The following is a 15,319-nucleotide window of genomic DNA, read 5'->3' as shown; positions in this document are numbered from 1 at the left end:
ACGAATGGCGTTCACATTCAACATACTCAACTCTCATCGCCCAAATCTTCGGTTGAGCCTTCTGACGCACGGTATGCCTGTTTCTCATGGGTTGGCTTGGTTGGGAAAGCTAGCAGCATTTCCCCTCCTCTGACCATCTTGCTCAAGTATTGCTGCCGCAAACCATCAGGATTTCGACTAACAAGCTCAGCCAAGACAGAAAGAGTCAAGAACTGGTCCCGGCACAAAGCCAGAAGGACCTGCTCCATGCGCTCAGAACTTAACCTTTCTTTTTGTCGCGGCTCTTCCGCCAGATGCTCTAGAAGTTCCCGGAAAACCTCATCCAGAACTTCCAAATTATCGATGATAGGCGCGTCCAGGTGAGGAGAGAGAAGCCTCCCTCGGCTATCACGCTCCCCATCCGTTGGCGGCGAGTACTCGGAGCTAGCGGCTGAATATTCGGAGCTGACCTCCGAATATTCGGAGCTGCTCCCCATATTGCCCATAGGCTCCCTTGAAAACGCCGGGCCAATAAACACTTGCTCGGGTGTCGGCAGACTGTCGCCGGGCAAAAAATACACCATGCCCCGAGAACGACCATCCGACTCCAAAAGTCTTTGTTTGACCAAACGGGCAAGAAGGAGGCTCAAGTCATGGGAATGTGCGTCACAAATTTCCAGCAGTCGGTTATGGCTGACTACCCGCTCCATTGCCACTGTCGCCATAACCAGACGCCCTGTGTAGTCCAACTCATCGAACAGAACACCAAAACGTTCGCGCAATTGAAGCAGCACATTCTCGGGCAACAGGTCAGCCATCTGGAGCATTAACAGCGTTTGCTCCGGCTCATCTTTCTCCATCAGAGCAGGCGGACGCCAGTGCTGGCTTTTCCATCCGCCATAGATGCGGGGCATACCGGAGCCACCCCGTTCGCCCAAGCCAATAAGCAAGAACATCTGATGCAGGATACGGTTCCGGCAATCGCTTTCGCCGCCACGAATTACCTGTTCGATAGGCAGGCGTAGACCGCCGGGGTTACGGAAACCGAACATGTCCGGGCGCTTCACCACCAGCACGGAAACCCGCCCGGTGTAATCTGCATGCACGAGGGTGTTCACCAGCGCCTCGCGCAGTGCTTCGTGCACCGGAGTGTCGTCCTGGCGCTGCCCATCCTTCAGGGCAAATGGCACTTTCAGATCAGCGGTTAACTTGCGATAAACCCGCCGATAAAACTCAAAAAGGTTGCCAGTCCAACTGCCATCCGGCACCAGGCGATCAACCCAGCGCAACTCAGTTTTGGCCTCCGGGCGCTCCTGATAGTCCAGAAAATAATGCGGAACCGCATCCTGAATCGCAGCCCAATTGCCGAACATCAGCAAGCCACCCAGCGTCAGGCCGGATTCCCCTGTTTGCCGGTCTTGGCGCCAGCCGCGCAAGCTCTTCAGAAATTCAAAATCATTTTGCTCAAGGAATGGGTGTCCCGGCTTCTCGTCACGCAGCATTTGCCGATAGATGCGCAAACTCTCGGGATCAATATCTTCCATGCTGTAGCCGGTGAGAATCCGCGCATCTCGCTCATCCTCAATCTGCTCGGCCAACATGCGTTTGACCATTTCCTCATCGCAATGCCGATCTCCATCGTTCAAACGACGGTAGGTATTCCCCAATGGCTGACCATTCAAGAACACCGGCTTCTGCTTGCGCGTCGCAGCCGGAATGCTGATCACCAGAATGGTCAGACCATCAATGCGCGCCTCGACCACATCGGCATCCGTCAGCAGATTAGTGCTGACCTTGCCCCGGTTGTTCAGCGTATTGAACAAGTCGCCGCGAACCTTGGCCGAATTCTCGATGCCCGCAATGCTGAACACGCCATTTTTCTCGCGCACGCCCAGCAACACCACCCCACCATGCGCATTGGCCATGGCCGAATAAGTGGGCCAAAAATCCCTGGGAACCTCGCCTTTGCCATCGTGGCCATGGGCGAGCTTGCATTCCAGTTCGGCCGTTTCGGCCAACAAGTGCAAGTCGTCAAGCGTATGCAGATCGAACATCAGGCAATCTCCTCTATGGGAGCCTCGGCCTCCGGCAGGCGCAACTGGCCAGAGATCAGGCGGGGGAGCAGGGTGTCGCGGAGGGTGGCGAGGGTTTGGGCCTGCCTCTCATTTTCGACGAGACGGCCGAATAAAGCACCAGCGACACCGATATAGGCATCAAGCACTGGCTCTGGCGGTACGAGTGCAGGAATCGGCCGAAAGGCTTTCTTGCTGATTTCCATGAAGGTCGAGCCGTTGGCCCGGCCTTTAATGACCTCCATGTTGTGCTGGCACCAGAACAACATATACAGCGGTGGCAATTGGCTGCTGGGTAGCATGGCGATATAGCCCTGATTGATCGCCAGCGGCGCCTGCGCAATGGCCAGATAGCCAATCGGAGCACGGGAGGACATCAACAGCGTTCCTGCGGGCAACAAGCCGGAACTCACCTTGGCCAAGCCTTGAGCAGAAAGCTTGCGTTCAGTAGCCAGCAATACCGGGGCATGAATGCCTGACAAGTCCTTGGGGGTTGTCCAGCAATGCTCGCCAGGCTCCCAGTAAGCATGCTCCTTGGTGTCGGGTGTGCCGCCGCCGACGCTTTCCACTACATCGCCGACTGGTGCAACCCGCCACCCCTGCGGCACCAAGCCCAGTTCCGATTCCTCGAAGCTATCGGGAAAGAGCGCGGCGGTGGCTTCGTCCATGCCTTCCGGGGCGCGGCCTTGTTGTTTGGCGTGAACGGGGTCGAAATCGACAAACCACGACTTGAACAGCGCCTGCGCGATGGCTTCGAGCGTGGTGTTGGTTTCGCGCAGGAGGGTAATGCGATCATCCAATGACTGAAGCACCTCAACGATTGAACGTTGCGTCTTGATGCTCGGAAGGCATATGTGAAAAGCCTTTGCTTCAGGAAAATAAATAGTCTGATGGGTAGTACCGCTAGCAAAACGCAACATCGAGTCGTGCTCTACCAAAAAAACATATTTGAGAAAGCGATAGTCAATTGCGTCAGTACAAACCCAATTTATGAAATCTTGACTGGTGGCCATCGGCCTACCCATTACGACAACATATCCAACGGAGGCCGTTCTTGATAGGCACACAGTATTGGTGGGCAAAACTCTAGCCGATGAATTGGCAATCCCCAGAGGATTGGTTCGTTGCTGCGTGTCATGGATCGTTTGCCCATGATTAGCAGTAGCGTCACGAATACCCACCCAAGGAATATCTCCACCCCAATATTCGGGATGTTTTCTACTTGGCGTATGCCCAGATTCCAAGCGAGCAACTGTAGATAGCGGAGTCCACCACCACCCACTTGGCGGCCTAACCGGAGGCATGCCTACCGACAACGCGTACTTTCCGAGAATTACCCCCTCTGTCGCAGCACGACCGCCGGTACGGGTTTCTTTACCAATCAGCGGCTCAGAACTCATATCCCAGCCCACCCAATTTCTGCCGGATCAATGTGTCAAGTTCGGCCCCTTTCGCCATCTGCTCGCCCAACTGCTCGGCGAGTTTCTGCATCTTGTCGGCAAAGGCTTCGTCGTCGTCTTCGACCTCTTCGGCGCCGACATAGCGGCCCGGAGTCAGGACATGGCCATGTTCGGCTATTTCCGCCTGTTTGACACTACGGCAGTAACCAGGGATATCAGCGTAATCGCCAGCGCCGAGTTGACCGCGCCAGGCGGCAACGGTGCCAGCAATACGCTCGATCACTTCGTCGGTGAGTTCGGCCTGCACACGGCTGATCATGCTGCCGAGTTTGCGAGTATCAATAAACAGCACTTCACCTTGGCGGGTTTGCTTCTGCCTAGTGAGAAACCATAGACAGGCGGGGATCTGGGTATTGAAAAAGAGTTGGCCAGGCAAGGCGATCATTACTTCGACCACATCGGCATCGACCATGGCACGGCGAATGTCGCCTTCGCCGCGTTGCGGAGAACTCATCGAGCCATTGGCCAGCACGATGCCGGCGCGGCCGCTGGGCTTGAGGTGGTAGAGCATATGCTGCAGCCAGGCGTAGTTGGCGTTGCCGGCCGGCGGCTGGCCGTATTCCCAGCGCGGGTCGCCAGTCAGGCTGGCGTGCCACCAGTCGCTGATATTGAACGGGGGGTTGGCCAGGATGAAGTCGGCGCGCAGATCCGGGTGTTGGTTGCGGGTGAAGGTGTCGCCCGGTTCGCGGCCGAGGTTGAAGTCGATGCCGCGAATGGCCAGGTTCATGGCGGCGAGACGCCAGGTAGTCGGGTTGGATTCCTGACCGTAGATGGAAACGTCGCCGATCTTGCCGCCGTGCGCTTCGATGAATTTCTCGGATTGCACGAACATGCCGCCGGAGCCGCAACAGGGGTCATAAACCTTGCCGTGGTGCGGCGCGAGGACGGCAACCAGCGTCTTGACGATACTTGCCGGCGTGTAGAACTGGCCGCCCTTCTTTCCTTCGGCGCTGGCGAACTGGCCGAGGAAGTATTCATAGACCTGGCCGAGCACGTCGCGCGCCTTGCCGGGGTCATCACCGAAACCAATGGTGGACACCAGATCGACCAGTTCGCCGAGCTTGCCATCCGGCAGTTGGGCGCGACCGTAGCGCTTGTCGAGGATGCCCTTGAGCTTGGGGTTCTCGACTTCGATGATGGTCAACGCGTCGTCAATGCGCGTGCCGATGTTGGTCTGCTTGGCGGCGGCGCGGATAGCTTCCCAGCGAGCCGACTCCGGCACCCAGAAAACATTGACCTCGCGGTAGTAGTCGCGGTCTTCGAGTTCAGCGGCGAGCAATTCGTCGTCGCAATCGTGCAGGAAATAGTCGTCGGACTCATCGGCAAAGCGCCGGGTCAGTTCGGCCCGGCGGGCGGCGAAGGTGTCGGAAACGTATTTGACGAAGATCAGGCCGAGAACCAGGTGCTTGTATTCGGCCGCGTCCATGTTGGCGCGCAGCTTGTCGGCAGTGGCCCAGAGGGTCTTCTTGATGTCATCCAGCATTGAGTGGGCTATGTCTTTGAGGCTAGTAGGCCGGCATTATGAATTGGCACCGACCAAACCACCAATCTCGCTCCGCCAGGAGTCGTCGCCCCGCAAGACCGGCAACCTGGAAACAGAACAGATTTTCGCGCCCGCGAAAATTGATATGCGAGCCTCAAATTTGACGACACTTCCGAATATCAATTGCGGTGGCATCCTAGCCGTAGGTCATCCGTCACGCCGAACGACGATAGCAACTAGGGGCATGTACCAAATAGCCGCATCAATACCTACCCTGCCCTCTAATTTCCTAGACATTTTCGCGCCCGCGAAAATCATGCAGAACGACATGACCACTAGTGGATTCTGAGGGGAATCATGCGAAATGACGTGATGAAACACGAAAGATAGGTTTAGGCCCACGAGCAAACAAAACCATTTTATTAGAATGGTTTTGTACCACGAAAGCTGGCGCTTGCGCGTATCCTGCCCTAGCGATACACCCCTGTTTCCCTCCGCGCTCGAATTTTCGCGTCCGCGAAAATCAACATCAATTCACGGGAATTACACGTCAATTTCCATCACTTCACGTGAATTCCATCACTTCACGTTGAATTCACATGGATTCACGTGTTTCCACATAGATACACATCAGCTGTCTGTAAAAATGGGCTGCGCTATCATCACGGCATATTCATGACAGGGTCTGTACCGTGACTTCGCGCCACCTGATTTGTCTGGCTTGCTGGCTTCTAAGCCTTGCCTGCTCTGCCGGCCAGAACGACAACTATCCGTTCTCAATCGACTCCGAAAAAACGCCGGACGGTCACCGCCTGGTTGCCCGCAACGCCGGCCCTGCCCCGGTATCGGTCAAGGTGTCGATCATCAACGGGCAATACATCGCAACGGATCGGCAATTCCCGCTTTACGTGGTTGTTCCGCCTGGCGGTGGAACCCTCTACCTCGGCAACATCCGTGCAGCCATGTCTGGTGTGGGCTATACCTTCCAGACCCAATCCACTTGGACGCTCGGCGACTTCAATGCCAATCAATCACCAGATGCTGTCTATCGACTGCCCTTCAGGGATGGCATGGCATTCCGTATCGGCCAAGCACCCGGCGGACCGACCACGACGCATCACAGTCCGGATAGTCAATACGCCGTCGACATTCCCATGCCCGAGGGAACCCCTGTGCTGGCTGCCCGCGAAGGTACCGTCATCTACACGGAAGCAAATCAGACTTACGGCGCCCAGATTCCTGACATGCTGAGCAAAGCAAACGAGGTCCGCATCCAGCACATCGACGGAACGATTGGAATCTACGCACACCTCGCTCACGGCGGCGTTTATGTTTATCCGGGGCAACGGGTTACCTCGGGCCAACAAATCGGCCTAGCGGGCTCTACAGGCTATTCCTCGGGGCCTCATTTGCACTTCGCTGTGCAGGCAGTTCGCAGAAATGGCGAAAAGCTGGAAACGGTATCGTTGCCCTTCAATTTCTACGTCGGCAATCCGCCGGTTGCCTTCGCTCCTCAATTCGGCATGCTGGCAAAAGCGGATTACGTGTCACCAGGCATCATTCCTGGTAGCCAGCCAACGATTCAGGTTGCCAGCCAGGCTCAGCCATCTCCTGCACAAGCCCATGGTTCGTCGGCAGGGAACACAGATGTTCTGATTGGGTTCGAGGTGCCGCCAGAGATCCGAGCCGCATTGCTAAAAATTCGTATGTGGCAATGGCTGACCGGCATGCTCGGCTTGCTGCTTCTCTACCTCTGGTTCGATAAACGGCGAGACGTCCGGCGACGGGAAGGTTTGCGCATTGTGCGAGAACCCACCTTCAGATCACGCCCTGCAGAAGAACCAATTTTTCATGGGCTGACTGCCAAGGACAAACTCATCATTGCCTGCCAAGGGGATCGGCAGAAGGCTGAGCGGCTGATGGAATTCGAATACCGGCGTGCCCCATCAATCAACGATGACGAAGCGGCCAGGAGAGCTTGGGAGCAACTGCAGCGCGATCGGAGCTAGGAGGAGCCAGGCCCTCAGTTTTGCCTCAATCTATTCATGCAAAATGCATAGCAGACTGACTTACGCACAGATGATCTGTACCGAATAGCGGCGCCGGCACCTATCCTGCCCTCGACTTCCAACAGCTCAAAAGGTCGGTTGTAATACGATAGCGGCCGCAAAGCCTATCCTGCCCTAGATTCCCGCCCTAGATTCCCGAAACATTTTCGCGCCCGCGAAAATGATGCAGATCGATGCAACAGCATGTGGAATCGAAGTGGATTAAGAGTGGAATCATGTGGAGCGATGCGAAACCACGTGGAACGACGTGAAGAGACACGAATACACGAGGATCAACCTCAATCAACACCAAGGACACGCTCCGATTCAGGTTGCAAGGCCGATCAACAGCGAATATACCTCGGGCATCGAGATTCCGGCCATACCCTTGGGCGGGATACGGAGTTGAACCCGCTAAAGCGCGTTCAAGGGCTACCGCCCCGGCTCCTACCGCCCAACCCAAGGCCATGCCTTGGGCAAGGGGCACATGGCCGTCTGGCCATTCTTCTTTAATCAATCTCAGGCTGTGTCTATAGAGTAGGCATCCGCACAGACGAGCTCACACCTCGAAAGGCTGCCAACGTTCACGGCTTGGGCGCAAATACCGCAACTCTTGCTGCCCCGCTCCTCTGAACTCAACGACGATCACCCCGCCGGCCCGCATTCGATACTTGGCCTCCGGCCCCAAGACGTGCTGCCAGTTCTTGTTCCGCAATTCGGCAGCGGCTTCATCATCGCGTTTAAAAAATTCCCAGAGGGATATCTGTCTTGGCTTTCTGGTTTCGCCCTTGGATGGCCGAGTCGAGTGGCGTTGCCAATGGTCAATTGAATAGGCGCCAAAGCTGACGTTGTCGATAATTCCGACTGCGCGGCTATTGGGCTCATTGAGGAGCCACTCCCCCAGGTTCCATGCCTGCCGGGTAGACTCATAAACGGCAGTTGCCCAATCTGACTGCCTGAGCGGATGCTCGCGAATCGCGTTGTGAATCGGGAAAACGAAAACCCGACCAGGCAATTCAGGATTGACGTTTGCGGCCCCCATTGCCAAAACCTCTGCCGGATGACGCCACCCGTGATCTTCTTTTCCCTGGCCATCAATATCATTATCCGGACGGCCATTCGAGCTGAGCGCCAATGCATCGATGATCGCCGCTTCTGCATGGAAGGCCTCATCAACGCTTCTCAGCGCGCAGCGTAGTATCTGCCACTCAACGTCCAATCCATCCGCCCAGATCTCGCGGATGGTCAGCACCTTTTTTGACTGATTACGTTGGTTCTCAGCCTCGAAGAAATGGCTAAACAGGCGGGAGTTACCACTTCCATCGAGGTTGCCACCGCCCTTGCCAACATAAAACACGCGCCGTGTCCGCGGGTCGATCAACGCATAAACGTAAATCAGCAACTTGCGCGTAACAAGGCCATCGAAAGCACGGAGGCTATTTCTCGTACTGGTCATTTTTCACTTTGTTGAACCACTCAGGGGTTGTGCCTAGACCTGCCGGCAGCATAGCTTTCGGCTTCACGCCTACAACTTGATGAGTCGGACTTTATTCGGCTTCCCTGCTGGCCTTAGTTCAAAGTGCTCAGGAAATTTCTTAAACAGTTTCGTTGACGTCGCACTCTTTGCGAGAAGCTTTTTGTCGTGAAGTATCTTGGCAACGTCGGACAACTCCAACCACTGCCCTGCCTGCAAATTGGGAAACGCTGAAACAATGGTTTGGGGCGAAGTAACAACTTCTATTGCTTTCCCTGGGCTCTTCTTGGCTACCTTCTTTACCGCTGCTTTTTTTGTCGCTACCGCTGGGGGTTTGGGCACAGCCGGCTTTACAGGTGCTACTTTGGCTACGGATTTCTTAGGGGCAGGGCGAACCACCTCCACCACAAGTGGCAATATTTCTGGTTTTTCCGGAGCGGGCACAACTACCTGATCCGCTCCAACATAGATGACCTGATCGTAGGCCGGGATAGCATCCTGAGACAATTTGGCTCGCTCGCTTATACAGACGACTCTGATACCTCGTTCCCGAAGCCGAACGACCAAAGGGACAAAATCCAAATCCCCCGATGCAATAGCGATTAGCTTCGGTCGCGGGGTCAAGCAGGCCAGCTCCATCGCATCCACGGCCAATGACATATCCGTAGTGTTTTTGGGAAGAGGGAGATTGACGAATGGGCGAATGGCACGCGTTCGCAACACATCAGCCAGCCCCTTCATGTTTTCAGCAGAGCCATAGGCGCGACGAATGGCAATAACACCGTCCTCTAGTTCAAGCTTTTCTACAGCCTCATCAACCCATGCAGGCGACGAAAGGTTATCGGCATCAATCAGCAGTGCAATCATTTGTTGGTTTACCTATGGCACGTTCAACGGTCTGAAAACCACTGTTCCAGTTGCCGAGGAAGGGAATCATATCGCATACCAATTGACGGCCTATCGCCAGCTTGCTGGCCAAGGCAACCACACCACAAAACCTTCGTTTTTGGCACCGAGACTCATTAGAACTCAGAGTTATCCACAGCCCCTCCTGGTAGACATAAGGTAGAAGAAAGGTAGACGTCGAAATTGCCCTCCGAAACGATTGCGGCACAAGGATCTCGAGAGGTGGGGAGGAACGCTATGCCGATAAAGCGGAACGCTATGCCGATAAAGCGGAACGCTATGCCGACAAAGCGGAACGCTATGCCGATGACCCCGGAACGCTATGCCGATGAATCTAGCTTTATCCACACCGCTTGCTCGGTTCCCCTTTTACTCATTTCAATACGACCGCCAGCTATCAATTCAAGCCTTTCAAGTTCCCGCATGGCTGCGAGCAATGCCTCCCTGAATTTGCGAATTGGGCTGCCATAACCCAGCTTTGCCTTGAGCCAATCAAGCCCATGGCGCTGGACTGAATCTGATGATGCCGCAATCAGCCGCTGTAGTGCCTTGGCCATATCCTGCCCTCTCCCGAACTGCATGCGCTTGCCCCAATCAATCAGGGCAAACTCCCTGTTGCTAAACATCTGCTTCCATCTGGGATCAATTCGTAGCGAGTAGGTTTCTGCACGAGGGTCGAAATCAAAGCCATCGACCAAATGCAGGGCACGAACCTGGCCAATTGCCAGCTTATGTTTGCCAGCCTGCTTTACTTCGATGACAAGCATCGCGAATGAGAGTGCCTGCATCGTCCTGTGCAACCACTCGTATTGGGACTTGCCAGTATCACGACCTATGCCTCGCAGGAACGAGGCGCGGGTGACTACTACAGGCTCCCCCAGCGGCACCCCAGTCGCCTCATAGATTGCCTGCATCCAGACATCCGCTTGCGCTTCGTCTAATTGCTCACCCCAGAACTTGATCTCCGCATCCCCCCTGCTGACCAAAATAGATCCAGCGTGTATCTTCTTTGGACCACGTGCTACCGGTGAGAAGAGACTGGATCTAGCAATGTGATTTGGCATGGCGCGAAGAAACTCTTCCATTCCCGGCAAAAACATTTGCACTGGGGTTTCGGCAGCTTTCAGCTCTCGATGTCGTTTAGCCTGCAGCGCCTTCTGGCTCGCCCATGCAATTTGGCCAGCAAGCAGATCTGGCGGCTGTTCAGGGCTTAGCAAATCACGCATATCTTCACTGAGCTAACGGTCTGCCCCAGTAGATTTTTGCGTCGATTGATTGCGCCAGGAAATATTTGCCAGATCACTGTCGCGCTCCCGCAACTGCACCTTGGCGGAGCTCGTAAACAGTCACTCCCCGACGAGCGGCTTCGCGTTGCTCAACCTTGGTTGGCCGCCCCAAACGCTTTGAGCGATTCCCTGCCAACGGTTTTTCAGCCGAAATTGGGATTGGAGCCGACTGTAGGGCCGACGCATTCCAAACCTCAATCTCGGCCAGTTTGAAATACTTGCGGCGCGTCCCTGGCAAGAAATGCAGCGATGGGAAATCATTTGGATTCTGGTCCAGCTTTTTAAACAAGCTACTGGGCCGCTTCAAGCCTAGGGCAAGGGCAAAGAGGTCGGTTGCTACAAATCCCAAGCTCAAGGGACCAGCAAGGTCAGGCCGCCCCATCGATTGGGCAAGCGCAAAGAAAATATCGGAATTCATGGTCACTCCCGCGACCCAATACACCGCCTAGGGGGTATTTAAGTCGCCAACGTCAGATAGCGCCCGTTGCCGGGCAGTCAAATCAAACGAGGGAGTAGTTAGCTGGCGCCAGAGGCTGCGGCAGGAGCGCTTTCCTGACCGGATCGCTATCAGGGAGGAGAGTCTGGTCCAGTAGGTGCCTGTAAGCAGTACAGACTAGCCTCTGGAGCGTTTCAACGATGCCAATGGGAGCATATGCCAGCGCGCCGATTCGGTCGGCCAACAGCACAACGGATTTAAGCACCCCAAAGATTGCAGCGAGTGCGAACGAAGCCACACTAAAAAACGCATCTTCCTTGCCATTCAGGCTCTCCAGGAAAGCAGCCAACAGGCACAGAACTACTGCGGCTAGTGCCAAAGCCTTGTGCTTATCCCAAAGCAACTTGGCTTTGCGACCCACTGACTGGAAGAGATCATAGGAAGATAACTGCATGCGGCCCATGCTATCAAATCTAGATTATGCAAATCAAGAGTATTTCTACAACTTTCCAATTATTTTCAAGACCTTATAAAACAACTAGACGGTCATAGAAACACTCAGAAAGCCTAGGAAACTTCAGGAAGCAATTCATCCGTGAAAAGGCATCCGCAAGAAAATTTCTGGCTCACACAACCAAGACAAGCGTGGCACACTCTTGGCACAACGGAGGAGAAAAAAGTAGAAGAACTCAGAAAGTCTTCGAAAGCCAGAAAAGAAAAAAGCCCTGAATAATCAGGGCTTCGTTCTCTCTTTGATTGGTCGGAGTGACAGGATTCGAACTTGCGACCCCTGCGTCCCGAACGCAGTGCTCTACCAGGCTGAGCTACACTCCGACATGAGAAAGAAGCCTAATGGTTTCTCTCAACTGCAAAGAGCGTCAATTGTAGCAGAGCTTTTTTATAATTTGAATCCCCCAGGCACTGAATTGATGCTCTGGCGAGCTCGGCCTCGCGAACTGCACGCTCCCGCGCATGATCCAGAGCACCACTGCTCCTGATGGCATCGAGCACAGCAGGGAAATCATCGCGGCCTCCCTCTTCGATTGCCTTCCGCACGCATGCTGCCTGCTCGGCAGTTCCATGCTGCATGACGTAGATCAACGGCAATGTCGGCTTTCCCTCGGCCAGATCATCGCCAATGTGCTTGCCGGTATCAGCCTCTTGGCCTGAATAATCGAGCACGTCATCGATTAGCTGGAAGGCTGTGCCCAGATGCATGCCATACGCAGCCAAAGCGGTTTCGATTTCTGGCGATGCCTGACCGAGAATTGCACCCAACTGAGCGGCTGCCTCGAAAAGCTTGGCCGTCTTGTAGTGAATAACCTGCATGTAACGCGCCTCGTCGACGTCTGCGTCGTGGCAGTTCATCAACTGTAGAACCTCCCCTTCGGCGATGATATTCGTCGCATTGGAAAGGACCTGCATCACGCGCATGTTATCGACCATAACCATCATCTGAAAGGCACGTGAATAAAGGAAATCGCCCACCAATACGCTGGCCGCATTGCCGAACATGGCGTTAGCCGTATCGTGCCCACGCCGCAATGCGGACTCATCGACAACGTCGTCGTGCAGCAAGGTCGCCGTGTGGATAAATTCGACAACCGCCGCCATCTCCTGATGACGAACTCCCTGATAGCCAAGCGCCCCGGCAGCCAGCAACACGAGTGCCGGACGCATGCGCTTACCACCACTACCAATGATGTATTCAGCAACCTGCCTGACCAGAACTACGTCGGAATGTAGGCGGTCGCGGATGACCGCGTCAACGGCCTTCATGTCGGGCCCGATCAGGGCGTAGAGCTGTTCCAGAGTCACGTAAGGTAATTCCTTGATGAAGCGCGGAATCTTAGGTGGCGAAGGTTGCACAGTCAAGGCCGAGCAATCAAGGACCCACGCTGTTTTGCTCGACACTTTGTTAAACTCTTCAGATTAATAGAATTAACAGGAGAGGGCATGGACATTCGTTCGATCATCGCACCAGCGATTCAAGATCGCGAAGCGCTGGAAGAGTTCGCCGAGGTTCTGACTGATCGGGCACCGGAGATCGAACGTGAGGTTGCCCACCTGAGGAAAAGGCCGGTCGACCGGGAGATTATTGCCAGCCTTTTTCGCGCCGTTCACAACATCAAGGGCGATGCATCGCTCTGCAAGTTTGACCTGGGGGTGGCCATTGCACACCCCATTGAAACCATGATGGCTCGTTTCCGAGAAGGTGAAATACCTTTCTCAGAGTTGCTGGCCGAAATGATCCTGCTTGCCGTTGACCGCCTGGAATTGGCGACCACAGCCTTGCTAGCAAATAAATCGCTGGATAAGCTCCAACTTGCTATCCTAGTACAAGGCCTTGATGCCCTCGCGCAGGAGTCACCAGAACAAATAGATTCCGCTTGCGCTGACCTGATTGAAGCGGTTAGCGGTTTTCCGCCGGTAATTCCCGACATTTCAAGCCGCGCACCACGATCCTCTGCTCCAAGTCCTGAGCAAAAAAATGCCAGCGCAGATCTGCAGTTTTTCCGCTCACTTGCACTCCAGTTCGAAAGCCGCTCCCCCCTGTTCAAGGGACGCACCATGCGCATCCTTCGCCTGGCACTGGAAACAAACAAGGCTGGCAAAAACCCTGTTGACCCCGTTCAGCTGGAAGCAGCAGTCTATCTACACGATCTTGGGATGATGCTTCTACCAGAGTCAATCTGGCTAAAAGTCGGCAAAATGACCTCAGAAGACAAACTCACACTAAAAAATCACCCTAGTTTCGCGGCAGGTCTTTTACAAAGAATTCCCGGCTGGGAGGGCGCCGCAGAAATGGTGGCCCAACACCATGAAATGCCGGATGGTGGCGGCTATCCAAACAAACTGCATCATGCGGACATATGCACAGGCGCCAAGATCATAGCCATTGTTGACGCCTTTGAGGCCGTGATGCTCAAGCACATCCACCGCGGAAAAAATCGCTCAGTATTGCGCGCCATTGCCGAAATCAATGCCTGTGACAACCAGTTCTCACCCGATTGGATTTCACCGTTCAATTCAGTCATCCGTAAGACGATTGAAAGTTAATGTCGATAATTGATCACGAACGTCGTTTCGGTGGCGTCAGCCGCCTGTATGGCACCGTTGGTGCCGAACGTTTGCGGCAGGCAAATGTTTGCATTGTTGGCATTGGCGGCGTCGGCTCCTGGAGTGCAGAAGCTCTCGCTCGCACAGGGGTTGGCCGCATTGCCGTGGTGGACCTCGACATGGTGGCCGAATCGAATACCAACCGGCAAATCCATGCTCTAGGCGAGATCTATGGCAAAGCCAAAGTCGATGCCATCGCCGAACGTATACGGGCCATCAATCCCGATTGCGAAGTCTCTTGTGTTGAGGATTTTGTCAGTCCAGAGAACGTGAGCAGCATACTTGACCACAACTATTCAGTGGTAATCGACGCAATTGACCAGGTACGCGCCAAAGTAGCAATGATCACCTTCTGCCGCAGGATAAAGACGCCGATCATCGTTGCCGGGGCAGCCGGAGGACAAATGGACCCAACCCAGGTCCGTATTACCGACCTGAGCCAAACAGTGCAAGACCCGCTGCTTGCCAAAGTCCGCTCGCTGCTGCGCCGTGAACACGGCTTCCCACGCGACACAAAAAAGAAATTTGGTGTTTCTGCGGTTTTTTCTACCGAGCAGTTGCGCTACCCCGAGGCTGATACAGCCTGCAATACGGACCGCGGTCCAGCAGGGCTCAATTGTGCCGGGTTTGGTTCATCTATTTGCGTCACCTCGGCATTCGGGATGGCGGCGGCCGCACAGGCGATCAAGCAGATCGTCAACTCGTAAAACCCGAACTCCCCCGATTCTCGGTGGATAAATTTTTTTCGAATTAATGTAGCAGCTTCAGCAAAAGCAAAAACCCCGTTAGCTTTTGCTAACGGGGTTTTTCATGGGGGGTCTGGCGTTGACCTACTTTCGCGAGCGGAAGCTCACTATCATTGGCGCTCATCTGTTTCACGGTCCTGTTCGGGAAGGGAAGGGGTGGTACCAGAAGGCTATTGACGCCAGACGTAACTTGTATGCTTGTCGCGGGTGACCGCGCCAAGCGCAAAATGGGGACAGAAGGTTGTTTGTTGTGACTGCGAATATGAGTTACTGCAGATTACAAGGTTATAGGATCAAGCCACACGGGCA

The 15,319-nt window shown here is 54.6% G+C and carries 12 protein-coding genes, 1 tRNA gene and 2 rRNA genes (1 of these 15 cut by a window edge); 3 read left to right on the top strand and 12 right to left on the bottom strand.

Annotation, left to right across the window (positions count from 1 at the left end; translation table 11 throughout):
• Positions 1-26: 26 nt before the first annotated feature.
• The 3 genes from KI610_RS05760 to KI610_RS05750 all read right to left on the bottom strand — a co-directional run bounded on the left by KI610_RS05760 (position 27) and on the right by KI610_RS05750 (position 4,994).
• The gene (locus KI610_RS05760) at positions 27-2,033 is read right to left on the bottom strand and encodes an RNA-binding domain-containing protein (RefSeq protein WP_226497705.1); all 2,007 of its coding nucleotides are present in this window, start codon (positions 2,031-2,033) and stop codon (positions 27-29) included.
• Complete coding sequence (locus tag KI610_RS05755; protein WP_226498513.1) at positions 2,033-3,355, bottom strand: restriction endonuclease subunit S; 1,323 nt, start codon at positions 3,353-3,355, stop codon at positions 2,033-2,035. Before KI610_RS05755 ends, KI610_RS05760 begins: the two co-directional genes overlap by 1 nt.
• An 85-nt stretch (positions 3,356-3,440) precedes the next feature.
• Positions 3,441-4,994 (bottom strand): class I SAM-dependent DNA methyltransferase, encoded by a 1,554-nt coding sequence (locus tag KI610_RS05750; RefSeq protein ID WP_226497704.1) that lies wholly within the window; start codon positions 4,992-4,994, stop codon positions 3,441-3,443.
• A 692-nt stretch (positions 4,995-5,686) separates the two neighbouring features.
• On the opposite strand from KI610_RS05750, the gene KI610_RS05745 reads away from it, so the two are divergent.
• Positions 5,687-7,003, top strand: a complete 1,317-nt coding sequence (locus tag KI610_RS05745; protein ID WP_226497703.1) for a M23 family metallopeptidase — start codon at positions 5,687-5,689, stop codon at positions 7,001-7,003.
• Positions 7,004-7,601: 598 nt separating this feature from the next.
• Here the strand turns inward: KI610_RS05745 and KI610_RS05740 are convergent.
• From KI610_RS05740 to ispB, 7 genes are all read right to left on the bottom strand, one after another.
• Positions 7,602-8,498 carry a GIY-YIG nuclease family protein gene (locus tag KI610_RS05740; protein ID WP_226497702.1) on the bottom strand — a complete coding sequence of 299 codons (897 nt, stop codon included), beginning with the start codon at positions 8,496-8,498 and terminating at the stop codon, positions 7,602-7,604.
• A 69-nt stretch (positions 8,499-8,567) separates the two neighbouring features.
• Entirely contained in the window at positions 8,568-9,383 is an 816-nt protein-coding gene (locus KI610_RS05735; protein WP_226497701.1) for an NYN domain-containing protein, read from the bottom strand.
• 359 nt (positions 9,384-9,742) lie between these two features.
• Positions 9,743-10,648: a plasmid replication initiator TrfA gene (gene trfA / locus KI610_RS05730; protein WP_226497700.1), complete on the bottom strand. Its 906-nt coding sequence runs from the start codon at positions 10,646-10,648 to the stop codon at positions 9,743-9,745.
• Between the two features lie 73 nt (positions 10,649-10,721).
• The gene (locus KI610_RS05725; RefSeq protein ID WP_226497699.1) at positions 10,722-11,126 is read right to left on the bottom strand and encodes a hypothetical protein; all 405 of its coding nucleotides are present in this window, start codon (positions 11,124-11,126) and stop codon (positions 10,722-10,724) included.
• Positions 11,127-11,208: 82 nt separating this feature from the next.
• Positions 11,209-11,607 (bottom strand): hypothetical protein, encoded by a 399-nt coding sequence (locus tag KI610_RS05720; protein WP_226497698.1) that lies wholly within the window; start codon positions 11,605-11,607, stop codon positions 11,209-11,211.
• A gap of 294 nt (positions 11,608-11,901) precedes the next feature.
• Positions 11,902-11,978 (bottom strand) — tRNA-Pro (locus KI610_RS05715).
• Positions 11,979-11,993: 15 nt separating this feature from the next.
• Positions 11,994-12,923, bottom strand: coding sequence for an octaprenyl diphosphate synthase (ispB, locus tag KI610_RS05710; protein ID WP_449757745.1), 930 nt, complete (start codon positions 12,921-12,923; stop codon positions 11,994-11,996).
• 177 nt (positions 12,924-13,100) lie between these two features.
• Here ispB and KI610_RS05705 point away from each other — a divergent pair, with 177 nt between their 5' ends.
• Together KI610_RS05705 and tcdA are read left to right on the top strand one after the other, a co-directional pair.
• Positions 13,101-14,204: an HD domain-containing phosphohydrolase gene (locus KI610_RS05705; protein ID WP_226497696.1), complete on the top strand. Its 1,104-nt coding sequence runs from the start codon at positions 13,101-13,103 to the stop codon at positions 14,202-14,204.
• Complete coding sequence (tcdA, locus tag KI610_RS05700) at positions 14,204-14,971, top strand: tRNA cyclic N6-threonylcarbamoyladenosine(37) synthase TcdA (protein ID WP_226497695.1); 768 nt, start codon at positions 14,204-14,206, stop codon at positions 14,969-14,971. Before KI610_RS05705 ends, tcdA begins: the two co-directional genes overlap by 1 nt.
• A 110-nt stretch (positions 14,972-15,081) precedes the next feature.
• Here tcdA and rrf read toward each other — a convergent pair.
• Positions 15,082-15,194: ribosomal RNA gene (gene rrf, locus KI610_RS05695) — 5S ribosomal RNA — on the bottom strand.
• 105 nt (positions 15,195-15,299) lie between these two features.
• Positions 15,300-15,319: ribosomal RNA gene (locus KI610_RS05690) — 23S ribosomal RNA — on the bottom strand; it runs 2,862 nt beyond the window's last position.

Source organism: Ferribacterium limneticum (genome assembly GCF_020510565.1).
In the GTDB taxonomy this organism is placed as follows: Bacteria; Pseudomonadota; Gammaproteobacteria; order Burkholderiales; family Rhodocyclaceae; genus Azonexus; species Azonexus limneticus_B.
Note: the sequence above shows the minus strand (reverse complement) of the source record. Positions and strands in the feature narration are given on the sequence as shown.